Here is a 21391-nt window from a genome sequence, read left to right as displayed (position 1 = left end):
GCGGCCGCGGCTGCCGTCGCACTTCTCCAAGCCGCACCCTCCGGACGCGTCAGAACGCCCTGGGACACCACGGTCCCAGGCCCGCGATCCGCGTCCTTCCCCGAGCGTCGAGCGCTTGCCGCTCCGCTCCCCGGACACACGAAACGGGCCGTCCACAGCATCCACTGTGGACGGCCCGCTTCTCTGGGCTGATTACCGCGCGCCGAGCTCCTCGTCCAGCATCGCGAACAGCTCGTCGGCGCTGGCGTCTTCGACCTCGTCGTCCTCGGAGAACTCCCCCACGACGGTCTTCAGCCGCTCCAGAACCTTGCCCCGCACGTCGGCGTCCGCATTCCGCAGCGCCGCCACCAGCTCCTCCACCCGCACCTCGACGTCGGACGGGCCGTCCTCCACGGACTCCGCGAGGAACTCGGCCAGCACCTCCACCGAGGGGTAGTCGAAGATCAGCGTGGCCGGCAGCCGCAGCCCGGTCACCACATCGAGGCGGTTGCGCAGCTCGATCGCCGTCAACGAGTCGAAGCCGAGCTCGATGAAGCCCTTGCGCGGGTCGACGGCACCGGCGTTGTCATGTCCGAGCACCACCGCGGCGGTCCCGCAGACCAGCTCCACGACGGCCCGCGGACGTTCTCCGGCGGGCAGCGAGGAAATGCGGCCCCATGAGTCGTCGACCACCTCGACCCGACGCCGCGTCGACCGTTTGACCAGCCCCCGCAGCATCGCCGGCACGCTGTGCGCGTCGGCTCGCAGCCCGGACATGTCCAGCCGCACCGGCACCAACGCCGGTTCCGTCGTCCCGAAGACGGCGTCGAACAGCTCCAGACCGTCCGCAAAGGACAGACCGAACACGCCGGAGCGGGCCATGCGGATGAGGTCGGTGTCGCCGAGCTCGCCGGACATGCCGCCCTCGGACCACAGGCCCCAGGCCAGGGAAACGCCCGGCAGCCCGGCCGCGACGCGGTGTTGCGCCAGCGCGTCCAGGAACACGTTCGCCGCCGAGTAGTTCGCCTGACCGGCCGCGCCCAGCGTGCCGCCGGCCGACGAGTACAGCACGAAGGCCGCCAGGTCCATCGACGCCGTCAGCTCCGACAGGTGCCACGCGGCGTCGACCTTGGGCCGCAGCACCGCGTCCATCCGCTCCGGAGTCAGTGACAGCAGCACGCCGTCGTCGACCACACCGGCCGTGTGGATCACCGCGGACAGGGAAACGCCGTCCAGCAGCGAAACCACCGCGGCCCGCGAAGCCAGATCGCACGCGACCAGCGAGACGGAAGCTCCCAGCTCCTCCAGCGAAGCCACGAACTCCCGCGCTCCAGGCGCATCGAGTCCCCGTCGGCTGGTCAGGAGCAGGTCCTGCACGCCGTACGACGTCACCAGGTGCCGCGCGATCAGCTTGCCCAGCACGCCCGTCGCCCCGGTGACCAGCACGGTTCCGTCGAGGTGCACCGGCTTTTCGGCCGGCACGAACTTGGCCAGCCGGTGCACGAGCACCTGGCCGTCGCGCACGGCCACACCGGGCTCGTCGGCGTACATCGCCCCGAGGGCCTCGGCGACCGGCACCGGTCCGTCGTCCAGGTCCACGACCATGAACCGGTCCGGGTACTCCAGCTGCGAGGTCCGCACGACACCCCAGAGCGCCGCGTGCGTCAGGTCGGCCACGGCCTCGTCCGGGCGGGTGCCGATCGCGCGGCGCGCCACGACGACCAGCCGCGACGCACCCAGCATTTCTTCCCCGACCCACGCCTGCGCCAGCGCCAGCAGCCGGTACACGGCTTCGCGTGCTCCTGCCGGCGTGGCCTCCTCGGGCTCGGCAAACGGCACGAACACCACGTCCGGGACCGCGTCGCCACCACGGATCCCGGCGACCAGTGATTCGAGGTCCGCGAAAGACTGTCCACCGAGACCGAAGACGTCCTCACCGAGCACCGCCGACGTCACGGCGGCGGCCGGCTCACCGGACCAGGCCGGCCATTCGACACGGAACAGCGAGTCGTCCACCGCAGAGCGCTCGGCCGGCGCGAACGCGTCGTCGGCGATCGGCCGCAGCGCCAGCGCTTCGACGCTCAGCACCGGCGAACCGCTCGGGTCGGTCGCCGTCAGCGACACCGTGTTCTCGACGTCGGAGGAGATCAGCACCCGCAGGCTCGACGCGCCACCGGCGTGCAGCGACACCCCGGACCACGCGAACGGCAGCACCGGCCTGTCCTCCGTCGGCCCGGCGAGGCCGATCGTGTGCAACGCGGCGTCCAGCAACGCGGGGTGCAAGCCGAAGGCCTCGGCGTTCGCGTGCTCTGGTACGGCCACCTCGGCCGCGAGCCGGTCATCCACCTGCCAGACGCGATGCAGTCCGGCGAACACCGGCCCGTAGTCGAAGCCCTGGGCCGCGAGTTCGTCGTAGCGGCCGGTCACGTCGATCTCGACCGCCCCCGCCGGCGGCCACTCGGCGGCTTCCGGCGAGGCGTCCACAGTGGACGAAAGACGCCCGCTGCCGTGCTGAACCCACTCGTCTGCGCCGTCGGCTTGCGAGTAGATCCCCAGCGACCGCGTGCCGTCTTCGGCTTCCGCACCGACCGTGACCTGCAGCCGCACGCCGCCCTGCTCGGGCAGGATCAGCGGCGCGGCCAGCGTCAGCTCGTCGAGCCGGGCGCACCCGACCTCGTCGCCGGCCCGCACGGCCAGCTCCACGAACGCCGTGCCCGGGAACAACGCCGCGCCCTGCACCACGTGGTCGCCCAGCCACGGCTGCGCGCTCAGCGAAAGCTTGCCCGTGAGGACCGCCCCACCCGAGTCCGCCGCGACCACGACAGCACCCAGCAACGGGTGTCCCGCCTCGCGCTGGCCGACCTCGGCCACGCCACGCACGCGGGCGCCGGTCTGGTTGTCGAGCCAATAACGCTTGCGCTGGAACGCATACGTCGGCAGCTCCACGCAGTGGGCCCCGGCATAGAACGCCTCGAAGTCGACGGGCACGCCGGCCGTGAACAGCGTCGCGACCGCCGTGGCCGCGCTTTCGGCCTCCGGCCGGTCCTTGCGCAGCACCGGCACGAACGTCGCCCGCTCGTCGCCGGCCAGGCAGCTCTGCCCCATCGCCGTGAGGACCGCGCTCGGCCCGACCTCGACGAACGTGCTCACGCCGTCGTCCAGCACCGCGCGCAGGGCGTCAGCGAACCGCACTGCTTCACGCACCTGCCGCACCCAGTAGTCCGGAGTGGACAGATCGCCGCCCGCCGTGGAGACGACCGGAATCGTCGGCGCCGAGAAGCTCACCTTCGCCGCCACCGCGGCGAACTCGGCCAGCATCGGCTCCATCAACGGCGAGTGGAACGCGTGCGACACCCGCAACCGCGACTTCCGCGCGAACTTCTCCGCGACCGCCAGCACCGCGTCCTCGACCCCGGACAGCACGACCGAATCGGGCCCGTTCACCGCGGCGATCCCGACGCCGTCGGTGAGCAGCGGCCGGACCTCGTCGTCCGTCGCCTGCACCGCGACCATCGCGCCGCCGGGTGGGAGCGCCTGCATCAGCCGCGCCCGCGCGGCGACCAGTCGACAGGCGTCGGCCAGCGAAAACACCCCGGCACAGTGCGCGGCCGCCAGCTCGCCGATCGAATGCCCGACCAGCCGGTCTGCCCGCACCCCCCACGCTTCCAGGAGCCGGAACACCGCGACCTCGACCGCGAACAGCGCCGGCTGTGTGTAGCCGGTCTCGTCGAGCTTCGCCGCGTCCGCCAGCAGTTCGCACAGCGGCGTGTCCAGGTGCGGGTCCAGCTCGGCGGCGACCTCGTCCAGCGCGGCGGCGAAGACGGGATACGCCGACGCCAGCTCCAGCCCCATCCCGGCCCGCTGCGCGCCCTGGCCGGTGAACAGGAACGCCGTCTTCCCCGGCGCCGCGACACCTTCGACAACTCCGGCCGGCGCGCGCCCTGCGGCGTACTCCGTCAACGCCCGCACCGCACCGACGTGATCGGCCGCCACGACACCGGCCCGGTACTCGGCCAACGTCCGCGTGGTCACCAACGACAGCCCGACGTCCGCCGCCGAGCCCGAAACCTCCGCCAGCCGGCCCGCCTGCGCCCGCAGCGCGTCGGACCCGGTGGCCGAGAACAGCCACGTCACGGGCCTGCCCTCGGCCGTAGGCTCCGGAGCCGGGTCACCCTGCTCCACGATCACGTGCGCGTTGGTGCCACTGATGCCGAACGACGACACCGCGGCCCGCCGCGCCCGTCCGGTCTCCGGCCACGCCCGCTCGTCCGCGAGCAACGCGACCGTGCCGTCGGACCAGTCGACGTGCGGTGACGGCTCCTCGGCGTGCAGCGTGCGCGGCAGGACACCACGCTGCAGCGCCTCCACCACCTTGATCACGCCACCGACGCCGGCCGCGGCCTGCGTGTGCCCGACGTTCGACTTGAACGAGCCGACGTACAGCGGCCGGTCGGGCGTCGTCACCTTGCCGTACGTCGCGATCAGCGCCTGCGCCTCGATCGGGTCACCCAGCTTCGTGCCGGTGCCGTGTGCCTCGACGAAGTCCACATCGGACAGCTCAAGGCCACCGTCGGCCAGCGCCGCGCGGATCACGCGCTGCTGCGCCGGTCCGTTGGGCACCGTGATGCCGCTCGACGCGCCGTCGGAGTTCACCGCGCTGCCGCGCAGCACGGCGAGCACGTGGTGACCGTTGTGGCGGGCGTCCGAAAGCCGCTCCAGCAGCAGCATCCCGGCGCCCTCCGAGCAGCCGACGCCGTCGGCGCCGCTGCCGAACGCCTTGCAGCGCCCGTCGGAGGACAACCCGTGCTGCTCGCTGAAGTACACGAACATGTCCGGCGTCACCATCACCGTCACGCCGCCCGCCAGCGCCAGCGAACACTCACCGCTCCGCAGTGCCTGCGCCGCGAGGTGCATGGCGACCAGCGAAGACGAGCACGCCGTGTCCACCGACACCGACGGGCCCTCAAGCCCGAGCGTGTACGAGACACGCCCGGAGATGAGGCTGCCGTCGCTGGTGCCCGCGCCGTAGTCGTGGTACATCACGCCGGTGAACACGCCGGTGCTGGTGCCGCGCAGCGTCGCCGGCACGATCCCGGCGCGCTCCACGGCTTCCCACGCCGTCTCCAGCAGCACGCGCTGCTGCGGGTCGAGCGTGAGCGCCTCGCGCGGCGAGATCCCGAAGAACTCCGGCTCGAAGTCAGCGGCTTCGTGCAGGAACCCGCCTTCGTTCGAGTACGTCGTGCCGGGCCGGGCACCACTGGGGTCGTGGATCGACGCGGTGTCCCAGCCGCGGTCGGCCGGGAACTCGCCGATCGCGTCGACACCGCCGGCGACCAGCTGCCACAACTCGTCCGGAGTCGTGACACCGCCGGGGTAGCGGCAGCCCATGCCGATGATCGCGATCGGCTCGTGCAGCTGGGCGGAGAGCTTCTTGTTGTCCGCCTTGAGCCGTTCGTTGTCCGTCATGGACTGCCGCAGCGCGGCGACAATCTGCTCGGTCGACGGGGACTGGGTCACCGGGACTCACCTCGTTCGTCGGTCTGGTCGCCACCCATCGCGGAGCGGACCAGGTCGGCCAGGTCCATCGCCGCGACTGCGGATGCCGCTTCGTCGTTCTCCTCGACTGCACTGTCCTGTTCGGACTCCGGCAGCAGCTCCGCCAGCAGGTGACGGGCCAGCGGGAGCGGGCTCGGGTAGTCGAAGATCAGCGTCGCCGGCAGCCGCAGCCCCGTCGCCGCCCCGAGCCGGTTGCGCAGTTCCAGCGCCGCCAGCGAGTCGATGCCGAGGTCTGTGAAGCCCTTCTCGACTCCCACTGCAGACGCGTCGTCGTAACCCAGGACCGCCGCCGCGTGCTCGCAGACCAGCTGCAGCGCGGCCGCTTCCCGCTCGCTCGCCGGCAGCGCGGCGACCCGATCGACGAAACCGGCTTCCGGTGCGGTGGTCACCGCGGCCGTCGCCGCTCGCCGGGACGGCGCCACCACCAGGCCACGCAGGAGCGGGGCCACGCGGTCGGCTTCCTTCAGGTCGGCCAGCTCCACCGGCACGAGTGCCGGCTGCCGGACCGCGAGCGCGGCGTCGAACAACGCGAGCCCGTCTTCCGCGGTCAACTCCGCGACGCCGTACCGGGCGATGTGCGCCAGGTCGACCTCGCCGTCGGTGCCAACCCAGGGACCCCAAGCCAGGGAGGTCGCCGGCAGGCCCTGCGCCGCGCGGTGCTCGGCCAGCGCGTCGAGGAACACGTTGCCCGCCGCGTAGTTGGCCTGCCCCGCGGCCAGCAACAGGCCGCCTGCCGACGAGTAGAGGACGAACGCGGCCAGGTCACGTGACGCCGTGAGCTCGTGCAGGTGCCAGGCCGCGTCGACCTTCGGCCGCAGCACGGTCTCGACCTGCTCCGGAGTGAGGGCACCGAGCACCGCGCTGTCCATCTGCCCCGCCGCGTGGACCACGGCGGTGAGCTTCGGCAGCGTCTCCAGCAGCCCCGCCAGCTCGGCGCGGTCGGTGACGTCGCACGAGGCCACGGTGACCTTCGCGCCTTGCCCGGCGAGTTCCTCGACCAGCTCCCGAGCACCCCGGGCGTCGAGGCCCCGCCGGCTCGTGAGGACGAGGTCCCGGGCACCACGAGCGACCAGGTGCCGGGCCAGCAGCCCGCCGAGCAGACCGGCGCCACCGGTGATGAGCACCGTGCCGTCCGGGTTCCACTCGAGCGGTTCGCCGATCTCGGTCACGCGCACCAACCTCGGCACGCGCACCTCACCGGCGCGGACGACCGCCTCGGGCTCACCCGAAGCCGCCACCGCGGGCAGCGCCTGCGCGGACTCGGACTTGCCGTCCACGTCGACCAGCTGGATCCGGCCCGGGTTCTCCGCCTGCGCGGCCCGCACCAGGCCCCAGACCGGCGCCTGCGCGAGGTCCGGCGTGTCCGCCTCGACCGCGCCGCGGGTGACGACCAGGAGCTTGCCGTCGTCGAACCGGCCGAGCCAGTTCTGCAGCAGCGCCAACGTTTTCTGCACGGTCGCGTGGACGCGGGCCGGCACGTCGCCGTCCTCGGCCGCAACCGGCAGCACCAGCACGTCGGCCGTCACCGGCTCGGTGTGGACCGGCAGGCCGAGACCGAGTTCGTCAGAAGAGCTGTCGTCGGCGCCGAGCACGGCCCAGCCGTCGATCGAAGGCGCCAGCCGCACGCCCGACGCGGGCACCCAGTCGATGAGGTAGAGCGAGTCCGGCACCTTCGCGCCGAGCTGGCTCTCCGACACCGGCCGCGTGACCAGCGACTCGATCCACGCGACCGCCGCACCGGCCGCATCGGCGAGCGCCAGCTCGGAACCGCTCTCCGTCTTGCGCACCCGCACCCGCAGCGCCGTCGCGCCGGCCGCGAACAGCGAGACGGTGTTCCACGCGAACGGGATCGTCGTCTCCGTCAGCGCCTTCGGCCCGCCCGGCACGAGGAAGTCCGTCGCGCCCAGCGCGGAGTCGAGCAGCCCCGGGTGGAGGCCGAACTCGCCGGCCGCCGTGCCCTCCGGCAGCGCGACCTCGGCGAACACGTCACCTTCGTGCAGCCAGACCGCGCGCAGGTTCCGGAATGTCGGGCCGTAGCCGAAGCCCAGGCCCGCGAGGTCGTCGTACAGCCCGGTCAGGTCCACGGCCTCCGCGCCCGCCGGCGGCCAGGCCCCCAGGTCGAACTCCGCGGCCGGTGTCCCGGTGGTGAGCGTGCCCGCCGCATGCTGCGTCCAGGCGCCGCGTTCGGCGGCCCGCGAGTGCACCGAGAACTCGCGGCGGCCACTCACGTCCGGAGCGCCGACGACCACGCGCAGATTCACGCCGTCCTCGGGCAGCAGCAGTGGCGCCTGCTGGGTCAGCTCCTCCAGCACCGCGGCTCCGACCTGGTCCCCGGCGTGCGCGGCCAGCTCGACGTACGCTGTGCCGGGCAGCATCGTGCGGCCCATCACCACGTGGTCGGCCAGCCACGGCTGCGTCGCCGTGGACAGGCGGCCGGTGAGCACGGCGCCACCGTCGGGCAGCTCCACCAGCGCGCCCAGCAGCGGGTGCGCGGCGGACTTGGCGCCCAGCGAACCCACGTCGCCGGTGCCCTTGGTCGCGTCGAGCCAGTAGGACTTGTTCTGGAACGCGTACGTCGGCAGGTCCACAGTGGACGCGCCGCGGCCGGCGAACAGCGCCCGCCAGTCGAGGCTGGCGCCGCGCGAATACAGCGTGCCGAGCGCGGTGAACAGCGTGGTCACCTCGTCGCGGCCACGCCGCATCGCCGGCACCTGCACCACGCGGTCCGGCCGCTCTGCCGCCGCGGTGTCGCTCTCGCGGGCCATGCCCGTGAGCACCGCGTCCGGGCCCAGCTCCACGAACCTCGTGACGCCGGCGCCCAGCAACGTCGTGACCCCGTCGGCGAACCGCACGGCTTCCCGGACGTGCCCCACCCAGTAGGCGGGCGAGCACAGCTCGGCGGCCGTGGCGATCTGCCCGGTCACGTTCGACACCACCGGGATCGCCGGCGCGGAGTAGGTGAGGCTTTCGGCGACCTTCGTGAACTCCGCCAGCATCGGCTCCATCAGTGCCGAGTGGAACGCGTGCGACACGACCAGCTGCTTCGTGCGGCGGCCGGCGTCCGCGAACACGGTCATGGCCGCCCGCACCGATGCTTCCGGCCCGGAGATCACGACCGAGCGCGGGCCGTTGACCGCGGCGACGTCGACGTCGGACGGCAGCGCGGCTCGCACCTCGTCTTCCGTGGCGGCGATCGCGGCCATCGCACCTCCGCTCGGCAGCGCCTGCATGAGCCGGCCGCGAGCGGCGACCAGCGTGCAGGCGTCGGCCAGCGAAAGCACCCCGGCCACGTGGGCCGCGGCGAGCTCGCCGATCGAGTGCCCGGCCACGTAGTCGGGCGCGGCGCCCCACGACTCGATCAGGCGGTAGAGCGCGACCTCGATCGCGAACAGCGCGCACTGCGTGTACGCGGTCTGGTTGAGCAGCTTCCCGTCGTCGGAGCCCTTCTCGGCCCAGATCACCTGCTTGAGCGGTACGTCCGTCTCGGAGAGACTGCGAATGTCGCCGTCGAACAGGCCGCAGATCTCGTCGAACGCGCCGGCGAACACTCCGAAGGCCTCGTACAGCCCGCGGCCCATGCCCGGCTGCTGCGCGCCCTGGCCGGTGAACAGGAACGCGGTCAGGTCGGCCGCGCTGATCGTGCCGGTCACGGTGCCCGCCGGGGTCCCGCCGGTGGCGAGTCCGTCGAGTGCCTTCAGCGCGGCCTCGCGGTCGGCGGCCAGCACCACCGCGCGGTGGTCGAGCGCCGCGCGGCCGGTGGCGAGCGAGTACGCGACGTCGGTCAGGTTCAGCTCCGGGTCGGCGCGCAGGTGCTCGGCCAGCCGCGCGGCCTGGTCGGCCAGCGCCTGACCCACCGAACCCGCGAGCGGCAGCGGCACCACCGGCAGCGCCGGAGCACTGGCCCGCGGAGCCTCCACAGTGGACGGCGGCGCCTCCTCGATGATGATGTGCGCGTTGGTCCCGCTGATGCCGAAGGACGAGACACCGGCACGCCGCGGTCGCCCGTTCGGCAGCCACGGCCGAGCCTTGGTCAGCAGCTCGATGTCCCCCGTCGTCCAGTCGACGACCGGCGACGGCGCGTCGACGTGCAGCGTCCGCGGCAGCAGGTTGTGCCGCAGTGCCTGCACGACCTTCATCACGCCGGCCGCACCACCGGAGGCCTGCGCGTGGCCGATGTTCGACTTCACCGAACCCAGGTACAGCGGGTGCCCCTCGGGCCGGTCCTGGCCGTAGGTGGCCAGCAGGGCCTGTGCCTCGATGGGGTCACCCAGCTTCGTGCCCGAACCGTGCGCCTCGACGGCGTCCACTTCGGACGGACGCAGTCCACCGGCGGCGAGCGCCGCGTGGATCACGCGTTCCTGCGAAGGGCCGTTCGGGGCGGTGAGCCCGTTGGACGCGCCGTCCTGGTTCACCGCGCTCGAACGGACCACGGCGAGCACCTCGTGGCCGTTGCGCTGCGCGTCGGAGAGCCGTTCCAGCAGGAGCAAGCCCGCGCCCTCGGCCCAGCCGACGCCGTCGGACGCGGCGGAGAAGGACTTCGAGCGGCCGTTGGGCGAAAGCACGCCCTGACGGCTGGAGTCGACGAACAGGTCCGACTGCGAAAGCACCGTCACGCCGCCGGCCAGCGCCAGTCCGCACTCGCCCGCCCGCAGCGCCTGCACCGCGAGGTGCAGCGTGACCAGCGAAGACGAGCACGCCGTGTCCACCGTCATGCACGGGCCCTCGAGCCCCAGCAGGTAGGAGATGCGGCCGGAGACGACCGCGCCCGAGCTGCCGTTGGGGATGTAGGCGGCGACGTCGGCGGGCGCGCCGGGGGCGCGGCTGCCGTAGTCGTCGTACATGGCGCCGGTGAAGACGCCGGTCAGGCTGCCACGCAGCGCCGTCGGGTCGATGCCGGCGCGTTCGATGGCCTCCCACGCCGCCTCCAGCAGCAGGCGCTGCTGCGGGTCCATCGCCATGGCCTCACGCGGGCCGATGCCGAAGAACGCCGGGTCGAACTCGGCGGCGTCGTGCAGGAACCCGCCCTGGTTGGCGTAGGTCTTGCCGCGCTTACCGCGTTCGGGGTCGTAGATGCCTTCGGTGTCCCAGCCGCGGTTGGTCGGGAAGCCGCTGACCGCGTCGACCTCGTCGACGAGCAGCCGCCACAGGTCCTCGGGCGACCGCACGCCACCGGGGTAACGGCAGGCCATGCCGACGATGGCGATGGGTTCCTGCATGGAAACACTGGTGGCGTTGGTGCGCATGGTCGGCTTCTTGGTGGCCGCGCCGAGCAGCTTGCCCTTCACGAAGTCGGCGACGGCTTTGGCGGTCGGGTGGTCGAAGATGAGCGTCGCCGGGAGCGACAGGCCCGTGGCGGTGCCGAGCAGGTTGCGCAGCTCCACCGCCGCCAGCGAGTCGAACCCGAGCTCCTTGAACGCGCGGGTTCCGTCCACTTCGGACTTGTCCGCGTAACCGAGGACGGTGGCGACCTGCGTGCGGACGAGGTCCAGCAGCACGCGGTCGCGTTCGCTCTCGACCAGGGTGGCCAGTTCGTTCGCCAGCGCGTTGTCCCCGCTCGCGGCCTTGGTTTTGGCCACGCGGCGGGCCTTCGGCGGGACGAAGCCGCGCAGCAGAGCCGGCAGCTCGTCCGTGCGCGCCTTGAGCGCCGAAATGTCAACGCGCAGCGGCGCGACCACGGCGTCTTCCGTGGCCACCGCGGCGTCGAACAGCGCCAGCCCCTGCTCCGCGGTGACCGCGGGCAGGCCGAGCCGGGCCATGCGGGCGAGGTCGGCTTCGGCGAGGTCGCCGCCGAGGCCGGTGTTCTCGGCCCACAGACCCCACGCCAGCGCGGTCGCGGGCAGGCCCGCCGCGTGGCGGTACTGCGCGAGACCGTCGAGGAACGCGTTGGCCGCAGCGTAGTTCGCCTGACCCGCGGGCAGCACCTGGCCACCGGCGGAGGAGAACAGCACGAACGCGGACAGCTCACGGGAAGCGGTCAGCTCGTGCAGGTGCCAGGCGGCGTCGACCTTGGGCTTGAGCACGGAGTGCAGCTGGTCCGGGGTGAGCGAGTCGAAGACCCCGCTGTCGGCCGTGCCCGCCGCGTGGACCACGGCGGACAGCCGCGGCAACGCGTCGAGCAGCTCCGCGACAGCCGCGCGGTCGGCGACGTCGCACGCCGCGACCGTGACCGTGGCGCCGAGGTCCGTGAGGTCGTCGGCCAGCTGCGCGGCACCCGGGGCGTCGAGGCCGCGGCGGCCGGTGAGCACCAGGTCGCGCACGCCGTGCTCGGCGACGAGGTAGCGCGCCAGCAGGCCGCCGAGCCCGCCGGTGCCGCCGGTGACCAGCACCGTTCCTTCGCCGAACGGGGAGACCCCGGTGGTCTCGGTGCGTGCGTACCGCGGCACGAGCACCGAACCCGCGCGAACCGCGGACTCCGGCTCCCCCGACGCGACCGCGGCCGCGATGTCCTCGGGTGTGGTCGCGGTGTCGGCGTCCACGAGGAACACCCGGCCCGGGTGTTCGGCCTGCGCGGCGCGAGCCAGGCCCCAGAGCGCGCCTTCGGTGACGTCCACTCCTGCTCCGCCGGCGGCCGTCGCGGAGTGCGTGACAACCGCGAGCTTCGTGCCCGCGAACCTCGATTCGGCCAGCCATGCCTGAATTTCCGCCAGCAGCCAAGCCGCGTTCTCGCGGGACACCTCCGGCACGTCGCCGGCGCGTTCCGGCACCGACAGCGTCACCAGCTCCGGCACCGGCTCACCGCGGTCGACGGCCCCGATCAGGTCCGCGAACCCGGCGTAGGTGGCGGCCACGCCGACCCGGCCGCGGCCGACGGCCACGACGGTGGTCTCGGCGGGGGGCGCGGAGACGGGCTGCCAGGCGATCTTCAGCAGCGAACCGTCCACAGTGTCCGGTGCGACCGAGAGCTCCCTCTGCACCGGCCGCGACACCAGCGACTCGATCGTCGCGACCGGCCGTCCCTCGCTGTCGGCGACTTCGATGGCCGAGAGCTCGTCGCCGTCCAGGCGGATGATCCGCACGCGCAGCACCGCGGCGCCGACGGCGTGCAGCGTCACGCCGTTCCAGACGAACGGCAGCAGCGTCGCGCCACTGGGGTCGCCGAGCAGGTCGGCGTGCATCGCGGTGTCGAGCAGTGCGGGGTGCAGGCCGTAGGCGCCGGCCGTGGCCGCGGCCGGTTCCGGCAGCGCGACCTCGGCGAACACCTCGTTGCCCCGGCGCCACGCGGCGTTGAGGCCCTGGAACGCCGGGCCGTAGCCGTAACCGCGGTCGGCGAGCAGCTCGTAGGCGCCTTCGACCGGGATCACGCTCGCCCCCGGCGGCGGCCACTCGGTGAGCCCGGCGGGTTCGGGCCGGCTGACGGCCGAGAGCGTGCCGAGCGCGTGCTGCGTCCACTCGCCGTCGGTGTCGGCCGGGCGGGAGAACACGCTGACCGGACGACGATCGTCGGCGGTCGGGCCGACCACGACCTGCAGCGCGACCGCGCCGTCGGGCGGCAGGACGAGTGGCGCCTGCAGCGTCAGCTCCTCCACCACCGGCAGGCCGACCTGGTCGCCGGCCGTCGCGGCCAGCTCCAGCAGGCCGGTGCCGGGCACGAGGATCGCGCCCTTGACCACGTGGTCGGCCAGCCACGGCACCGACGCTGCCGAGAGCCGCCCGGTGAGCACCGTCGTGTCCGAACCGGACAGCGGCACGACCGCGCCCAGCATCGGGTGCGCCAGCGGCTGCTGGCCGACGGCCGTGACGTCGCCGGACGGCGTGGCGTCGAGCCAGTAACGCTTGTGCTGGAAGGCGTACGTCGGCAGGTCGAGCCGCACCGGGCCGTCGCCGAGCAGCGGGCCGAGCTTGGCCGCGCCCCTGGTGTGCAGACGGCCGACGGCGGTCAGCGCCGTCCGGACCTCGTCCTGGTCACGCCGGCCGAACGGAACGAACACCGCGTTGCCGTGGCTGTCCTCGGCGCTCTGCGGGCCGAGCACCGACAGCACGCTGTCGGGCCCGAGCTCGAGGAACGTCCGGACGCCGCTGCCGGCCAGCGTTTCGACCGCCGCGCCGAAGCGCACGGTCTCGCGGACGTGCGTGACCCAGTACTCCGGCGAGCGCAGCTCCTCGTCGGTGGCCGCGCGGCCGGTGACGGTGGAGACGATCGGGATCCGGGGCGCCGCGTAGGTGAGCCCGGCGGCGACCGCGGCGAACTCGTCGAGCATCGGGTCCATCAGCGGCGAGTGGAACGCGTGGCTCACGCGCAACCGGCGCGTCTGGATGTCGCCGGCCAGGCTTTCGATCTCCGCGACCACGTCGGCGTCACCCGAGATCACCACGGCGGCGGGCCCGTTGACGGCGGCGATGCTCACGTCGTCGTGCCCGGCCAGCAGCTCACGCACGGTGTCCTCCGGCGCGGCGAACGCGACCATCGCGCCCGGCCGCTCCGACAGCGCGCCCATCAGACGACCGCGGGCGGCGACCAGCTTGGCAGCGTCGTCGAGCGAGAACACCCCGGCGACGTGTGCGGCGGCCAGCTCGCCGATGGAGTGGCCGGCGAGCGCGTCGGGAACGATCCCCCAGGACTCGGCGAGCCGGAACAGCGCGACCTCGACGGCGAAGAGGCCGGCCTGCGTGTACTGCGTCTGGTCGAGCAGCCCGCGGTCGGCGAGCGTGGTGGTGCCGAAGACGACGTCGCGCAGCGGCACGTCGGTGTGCCGGTCGACGGCGGCACACACCGCGTCGAAGGCTTCGGCGAACACCGGGTAGGCCTCGGACAGCTCACGGCCCATGCCCACGCGCTGCGCACCCTGGCCGGAGAACAGGAAGGCGAGCTTCCCGTCCGCGACCTGGTCCGGCTCGACCGCACCGGTGGCGACGGCGTCGAGCCCGTCGGCCAGCTCGGCCGCGGTCGCGGCGACGACCACCACGCGGTGCTCCAGCGAAGCCCTGGTCGCGGCCACCGATCGCGCGATCTCCGCGACTCCGGCGTTCTCGTGCTCGGCCAGCCACGTCCGCAGCCGCGCCGCCTGCCCGCGCACCGCGGCGGCGGACCGGCCGGACAGCGCGACCGGCACGACGGCCTGCGTCTCCGCCGGCTGCTCGCGCTCGATCTCGGGAGCCTGCTCCAGGATCACGTGGGCGTTGGTGCCACTGATGCCGAACGACGACACAGCCGCGCGACGCGGGTGGCCGTTGGCCGCCCAGTCCTGCTGCTGCGTGAGCAGCCGCACCGCGCCCGCGGCCCAGTCGACCACGGTGGACGGACGGTCGACGTGCAGCGTGCGCGGCAGCTGCTCGTGCTGCATCGCCAGGACCATCTTGATGATGCCCGCGACACCGGCCGCGGCCTGCGTGTGGCCGATGTTGGACTTGATCGAGCCCAGCCACAGCGGCTCTTCGCGCTCCTGGCCGTAGGTGGCCAGCAGCGCCTGCGCCTCGATCGGGTCGCCGAGCGTGGTGCCGGTGCCGTGGCCTTCGACGGCGTCCACTTCGGACGGCGTGAGGCCCGCGTCGGCCAGCGCGCGAGTGATCACGCGCTGCTGCGAGGGACCGTTGGGCGCGGTGAGGCCGTTGGACGCGCCGTCGTGGTTCACGGCAGATCCGCGCAGCAGCGCGAGGACCGGGTGCCCGTTGCGGCGGGCGTCGGACAGACGCTCGACGAGCAGCATGCCCGCGCCCTCGCCCCAGCCGGTGCCGTCGGCCGCGTCGGCGAACGAGCGGCAGCGGCCGTCGGCGGAAAGCCCGCGCTGGCGGGAGAAGTCGACGAAGGTGTCCGGAGTGGACATCACCGTGACACCGCCGGCCAGTGCCAGCGTGCACTCGCCGCGGCGCAGCGCCTGCGCCGCCCAGTGCAGGGCGACCAGCGAAGACGAGCAGGCCGTGTCGACCGTGACCGTCGGGCCCTCCAGCCCCAGCGCGTAGGACACGCGGCCGGAGACGACGCTGGCGAGGCTGCCGTTGCCGAGGTACCCGGCGATGTCGTCGGACACCGTGCCGAGGCGGGTGCCCCAGTCGTGGTACATCACGCCGGCGAACACGCCGGTCGCACTGCCGCGCAGGGAAACCGGGTCGATGCCCGCCCGTTCGAACGCCTCCCACGACACCTCGAGCAGCAGCCGCTGCTGCGGGTCCATGGCGGCGGCCTCACGCGGGCTGATCTCGAAGAAGTCTGCGTCGAACTCGGCGGCGTCGTGGAGGAAGGCGCCGTGCTTGACGTAGGAGTGGCCGGGTTTGCCGGGCTCCGGGTCGTACAGCGCGTCGACGTTCCAGCCGCGGTCGGCCGGGAACGGGGTCAGTGCCTCCTCGCCCTCGGCGACGAGCCGCCACAGATCCTCCGGCGTGGTCACGCCACCCGGGTAGCGGCACGCGATGCCGACGATCGCGATCGGCTCCTCCGGATTCACCGTGGTGACCGGCGCGATCGGCCGCGCCGGCGCGAGTCCGGCCAGCCGGCCCACGAGGTACTCCGCAAGCGCGCGCGGCGTCGGGTAGTCGAAGACGAGGGTGGCGGGCAGGCGCATGCCGGTGACGGAGTCGAGGATGTTGCGCAGCTCCACCGCGGCCAGCGAGTCGAACCCGATCTCGCCGAACGGCCGGGCCGGGTTGATGGCGTCCGCGCTGTCGTGGCCGAGCACGGCCGCGACGTGCGTGCGCACGAGGTCGAGCACCGCGCGGTCGCGGTCGGCCTCGCCGAGGTGCGCGAACCGGCCGGCGAACTGCTGCTCCGGCGTGAGCTCACCCGACACGACCGCGGCGGCAGCCCGGCGACGGCCGGCCGGTGCCAGGCCCCGCAGCACGGCCGGGACGTCCTCGCCCCGGGCCCGCAGCGCGGAGCGGTCGATGCGCGTCGGCACCACGGCCGGCGCGCCCGAGGCCAGTGCCGCGTCGAGCGCGGCCAGGCTTTCGGTCACCGTCAGCGGCGCGAGACCGAGTCGCGCGATGCGGTTGCGGTCCACTTCGGACAGTGTGGCGCCCATGCCAAGGGCTTCGCCCGCGTCCGGCGCCCACAGGCCCCACGCAAGCGACGTGGCCATCTTGCCTTCGGTGCAGCGGTACTCGGCCAGCGCGTCGAGGAAGGTGTTGCCCGCCGCGTAGTTCGCCTGGCCCGCACCGTCGGCGACGCCCGCCGAGGACGAGAACAGGACGAACGCGGAGACGTCACCGACCAGCTCGTGCAGGTGCCAGGCCGCGTCGACCTTCGGCGCCAGCACAGCGTCGAGCCGCTCTTCGGTCAGCGAGCCGATCATGGCGTTGTCCAGCACGCCGGCCGTGTGCACGACGGCGGACAGCGGCTGCTCGGCCTTCTTCAGCGCGGCGGACAGCGAGCGTTTCTTGCTCACGTCCGCGGCGGCCACGGTCACGCTCGCGCCCAGCTCCGTCAGGTCCGCGACCAGCTCGGCCGCGCCCGGAGCGTCGGCACCGCGGCGGCTGACCAGCAGGAGGCTGCGCACGCCGTGGTTCGCCACGAGGTGGTGCGCGACCTGCGCGCCCAGGCCACCCGTGCCGCCGGTGATGAGCACCGTGCCCTCGCCCGACCACGTCGGCCGCTCGGCGTCGGCGGTGAGCCGCACCAGGCGGGCCGCGTGCACCGCGCTGCCCTCGATCCGCAGCTCCGGCTCACCCGAGCCGAGCGCGGCGGCCAGCGTCGCGGACGTGACCGCGCCTTCGATCAGCACCACGCGGCCCGGGTGCTCGGCCTGCGCCGAACGGACCAGGCCCCGCACCGCCGAGTCGGCCAGTTCACCGCGAGTCAGCACGACCAGGCGTGAAGACTCGTAGCGCTCGTTCTCCAGCCACTGCCGCAGCACGGCGAGCACGCGGTGCGTGGCCTGCTTGGCGGCGGTGGCAACGTTCTTGCCCCGCACCGAAACCGGCAGCAGCACCGCCTGCGGAACGTCCACGAGCGACACCAGCGCGTCCGCCACCGGCACGTCGAGCCCGGCGACCGAGCCGAGGGCGGCCAGCGTGGGCAGCTCGGCGTCGGAGGTGACCGGCGTCCACTCCACGGTGTAGAGCAGGTCCCGCGCCTGCGCGCCGAGGTCGGCGCCGCGAACGGCCCGCGAGCGGAACGACTCGACCGACAGCACGGGCGCGCCGGCCGGATCGGTGATCTCCAGCGTGACACCGCCGGTGGCGGGCGACGTGATGCGCACCCGCACCTCGGTCGCGCCCGACGCGTGCAGCCGCACGCCGGTCCACGCGAACGGCAGCCGGATCTCGTCGGCCTCCCGCGCCTCGCCCGGGGCGAAGTCGGTGGCGTGCAGCACGGCGTCGAGCAGCGCCGGGTGGATCCCGAACGCGGCTTCCTTCTCGGCGGGCAGCGCGACCTCGGCGTACACGACGTCGTCTTGCCGCCACGCCGTGCGCAGGCCCTGGAACAGCGGGCCGTAGCCGTAACCCTGCTCGGCCAGCTCGCCGTACAGCTCGGCGGTGGCGACGACCTCGGCCCCGGCGGGCGGCCACTCGGTCAAGCTCGCCGGCTCGACGACCGGGCCGGTCGCGAGGACACCCACGGCGTGGCGGGTCCAGGCGGCGTCGGCGTCGTGGTCGGGACGCGAGTGGAACTCGATGGTGCGGCGGCCGTCGTCTTCCGGGCCGACGACGACCTGCAGCGCGACGCCGCCGGTCTCCGGCAGCGCGAGCGGCGCCTGCAGCGTCAGCTCGTCGAGCACGCCGCAACCGGCCTGCTCGCCGGCGTGCAGCGCCATCTCGACGAACGCCGTGCCGGGCAGCACCGTGGTGCCGGCGATGGTGTGGTCGGCCAGCCACGGATGCGTCCGCAGGCCGACGCGGCCGGTGAACACGAGCCCGTCACCCGCGAGGCCGATCTCCGCGGCCAGCAGCGGGTGGCTCGACGCGAGCTGACCGAGGTCGGCCGCGTCGCCGTGCGAAACGGGAGCGGTGAGCCAGAAGTGCTTGCGCTGGAACGCATACGTCGGCAGGTCGACGCGGCGGGCCGGGCCGAAGAAAGCGGACCAGTCGACCGCCACCCCGCGCGTGTGCAGCTTGCCGAGCGCACCGGCGAGGGTCGTGACCTCGGCGTGGTCGCGACGCTGCGCGGCGGTGAAGGCGATGGTGCCGGCGTGCGGACCGGTGGCGGCCATCGCCGAAAGGACGGCGTCGGGACCGACCTCGACCGCGGTCGTCACGCCCGCTTCGGCCAGCGCCGCCACGCCATCTGCGAACCGCACCGCGCGGCGCACGTGCCACAGCCAGTAGCCCGGCGAACACAGCTCCTCAGGCTTCGCGAGGCGTCCGGTCACGTTGGACACCACCGGGATCGTCGGGGGTGCGTAGTCCACCACCTCGAGGATCTCGCGGAACTCGGCCAGCATCGGCTCCATCAGCGGCGAGTGGAACGCGTGCGACACGCGCAGCTCGCTCGTCTTGCGGCCCTGCAGCCGGAACACGGCGGCGACGTCCTCGACGGCGGTGCGCTCACCGGAGACCACGACGGACGACGGACCGTTGACGGCCGCGATGCTCACGCGGTCGTTGAGCAGCGACTGAACCTCGTCCTCGGTCGCGGCGAGCGCGACCATCGCCCCGCCCTCGGGCAGCGCCTGCATGAGGCGACCGCGCGCGGCGACGACCATGCACGCGTCGGCGAGCGACCAGACACCGGCGATGTGCGCGGCGGCGAGCTCGCCGATGGAGTGGCCCAGCAGGATGTCGGGCTTGACGCCCCACGACTCCAGCAGCCGCGCGAGCGCGACCTCGACGGCGAACAGGGCGCACTGTGCGTACTGCGTGTGGTTGAGCTCCTCGGCGTCGTCGCCGAAGAGGACGTCGCGCAGCGGCTGGTCCATCTGCACGTCGAGGTTGTCGATGGCCTCGTCGAAGACCTCGGCGAACACGGGGTAGGCGAGGTAGAGCTCGCGGCCCATCGCGAGGCGCTGCGAGCCCTGGCCGGTGAACAGCATCGCGAGCTTGCCCGGCGTGCGCTCGCCGGTGACGACGGCGGCGTCCTGCTCCCCCGCGGCCAGCGCGGTGAGCCCGCGGACGGCGTCGGCGGCGTTCTCGGCGACGACAACGGCGCGGTGGTCGTGCGCGGCGCGCGTGGTGGCGAGGGAGAAGCCGAGGTCGGCCAGACTCTCGGTATCCACAGTGGACACCAGCTTGGCGGCCTGCGCGCGCAGTGCGTCCTCATCGCGCGCGGACACCACGAGTGGCACCACCGGCAGCTGCTCGGCCGGCGTTTCCTCGGCGACCAGCACTGGAGCCTGCTCGATGATGACGTGCGCGTTGGTGCCACTGACACCGAACGACGACACCCCCGCGCGACGCGGACGCTCGACCACCGGCCACTCGCGCGTCTCGGTGAGCAGCTCGACGGCACCGGCGGTCCAGTCGACGTGCGGGGTCGGCGCGTCGACGTGCAGCGTCTTCGGCAGCACGCCGCGGCGCATGGCCTCGACCATCTTGATCACGCCGGCCACACCGGCGGCGGCCTGCGTGTGGCCGATGTTGGACTTGATCGAACCGAGCAGCAGCGGCGTCTCGCGCTCCCGCCCGTAGGTGGCCAGCAGCGCCTGCGCCTCGATCGGGTCCCCGAGCCGCGTGCCGGTGCCGTGCGCTTCGACCGCGTCCACTTCGGACGGAGTCAGTCCGGCGTCGGCCAGCGCTCGCGTGATCACGCGCTGCTGCGAAGGGCCGTTGGGCGCGGTGAGCCCGTTGGACGCACCGTCGGAGTTGATGGCCGAACCGCGGACCACGGCGAGCACAGTGTGCCCGTTGGCCACGGCGTCGGAGAGCCGTTCCAGCACGAGCACACCGACGCCCTCGGCGAACCCGGTGCCGTCGGCCGCCGCGGCGAACGCCTTGCACCGCCCGTCCTCGGCGAGGCCACGCTGGCGGCTGAAGGCGGTGAACGTGCCGGGCGCGCCCATCACGGCGACACCGCCGGCAAGAGCGAGGTGCGTCTCTCCGCGACGCAGTGCCTGCACGGCGAGGTGCAGCGCCACCAGCGAACCCGAGCACGCGGTGTCGACCGTCAGCGTCGGGCCTTCGAGACCCAGCGAGTAGGCGACGCGCCCGGAGACGACGCTCGGCGCGTTGCCGGTGAGCAGGTAGCCGTCGAGGCCGTCGGGAGCTTCGTGCAGGCGCGGGCCGTACTCCTGGGCCTCGGCGCCGATGAACACGCCGGCGGGCGTGCCGCGCAGCGTGGACGGGTCGATCTTCGCGCGCTCCAGCGCTTCCCACGCCGTCTCCAGCACGAGCCGCTGCTGCGGATCCATCGCCGACGCCTCGCGCGGCGCGATGCCGAAGAACCCGGCGTCGAACTCACCGGCGTCGGGCAGGAAGCCGCCGGAGGCGACGTAGCTGCTGCCCGGACGGTCTGGGTCCGGGTCATACAGGCTGTCGAGGTCCCAGCCGCGGTCGGTCGGGAAGCCGCTGATCGTGTGCACCTCGTCCGCGACCAGCTGCCACAGCTGCTCGGGCGAAGCCGCGCCACCCGGGTAGCGGCAGCCGATGCCGACGATGGCCACCGGCTCGTCGTCGTCGCGGCCCCGGGCGATCAGTCCACTGTCGACAGTCTCCTCCCCGAACACCCGCGCGTGCAGGAACCGCGCGACCGCGGCCGGGGTCGGGTGGTCGAACGCGAGCGTCACCGGCAGGTCGAGCCCGGTGGCGTCGGTGAGCTGCGCGTGCAGCTCCACCGCCGCCAGCGAGTCGAACCCGTGGTCGGAGAACGCCTTCTCCGGGTCGAGGACGGCCGGCACCTCCGGCAGGACGGCCCGCAGCGCGGCCCGCGTGGCGCTGTGCACCACGTCCGCGACGAACGCCGCCCGATCGCCCGGCGGCAAGTGCGTCAGCCGCTGGCCGAAACCGGATTCCGGATTCTTGTCTAACTCACGCATAACGCACTCCACCGCTGTAG

At 73.3% G+C, this 21391-nt stretch carries 2 protein-coding genes; both read right to left on the bottom strand.

Annotated elements, in window-relative coordinates; translation table 11 throughout:
- Window positions 1–192: 192 nt before the first annotated feature.
- The gene (locus ABZU76_RS20685; RefSeq protein ID WP_354871806.1) at window positions 193–5496 is read right to left on the bottom strand and encodes a type I polyketide synthase; all 5304 of its coding nucleotides are present in this window, start codon (window positions 5494–5496) and stop codon (window positions 193–195) included.
- Window positions 5493–21371, bottom strand: coding sequence for a type I polyketide synthase (locus tag ABZU76_RS20680; protein ID WP_354871803.1), 15879 nt, complete (start codon window positions 21369–21371; stop codon window positions 5493–5495). The genes ABZU76_RS20685 and ABZU76_RS20680 overlap by 4 nt, the downstream gene beginning before the upstream one ends.
- Window positions 21372–21391 lie beyond the last annotated feature (20 nt).

The sequence above is a fragment of the Amycolatopsis sp. NPDC005232 genome (genome assembly GCF_040607795.1).
In the GTDB taxonomy this organism is placed as follows: Bacteria; Actinomycetota; Actinomycetes; order Mycobacteriales; family Pseudonocardiaceae; genus Amycolatopsis.
This window is presented reverse-complemented; position numbering and strand designations above follow the sequence as displayed.

What these genes read in the sequence shown, in the direction of transcription:
- ABZU76_RS20680 (WP_354871803.1), bottom strand. Translation starts at nt 21,371, where the DNA reads ATGCGTGAGTTAGACAAGAATCCGGAATCCGGTTTCGGCCAGCGGCTG.